General features: G+C 79.3%; 1 protein-coding gene. It reads right to left on the bottom strand.

Features of this window, described 5'->3' with window-relative positions; translation table 11 throughout:
• The coding region (locus G3I42_RS11945) for a DUF6350 family protein (protein WP_239096408.1) at positions 1 to 585 on the bottom strand (585 nt) is incomplete at both ends.

The following is a 585-nucleotide window of genomic DNA, read 5'->3' as shown; positions in this document are numbered from 1 at the left end:
CAGGGCCGTCGTGCCGCGCGACCACACCGCGGACTCGTCCACCTCGCCGGGCCGTGCGGGCGCGGAGACGCGGCCCACCAGCAGTCCCCCGAGGAGCGCGGCGGCCGGTGGCAGCGCGAGCACCGTCCACGTCGAAGGCGCCGGGTCGCCGGGCGCCGGGAGGGCGGCGAGGAGCGGGAAGGGCGGCAGCCCGCCGAGCGGGGCCGCTCCGGAGAGCGCCACGAAGTGCCCCGTACCCACGAGGAAGCCGGGGCCGAGCGCGTACGAGGCCGCCCACAGGACCGCGTTGGGGACGAGGGCGACGGCGAGGAGGAGGACGGCGGCGAGCCCCGACCAGTCGTCGGTGACGCGGTCGAAGGCGCCGCGCACGGCCTCGGAGCCGCCGCTCAGGGTCGTCACGAGGAGCAGCGCGCCGCCCGCGACGAGACCGAGCACGGTGGCGGTCGCGGCCCGCAGGACCGTCGTCAGGACCTCCCGCCGCGCCCCGAGCCGTACCGAGAGCGCGGGCAGCGGGTCGGGCCGCCCGTGCGCCGCCCACACGCCGGACGCGACGGCGACGGCGACGAGCGGCGGTACGTGGAGCAG

It is taken from the genome of Streptomyces sp. SID11385 (genome assembly GCF_010548245.1).
GTDB lineage: Bacteria > Actinomycetota > Actinomycetes > Streptomycetales > Streptomycetaceae > Streptomyces.
The sequence above is the reverse complement of the archived record's forward strand: the minus strand, read 5'-3'. Positions and strand labels throughout refer to the sequence as shown.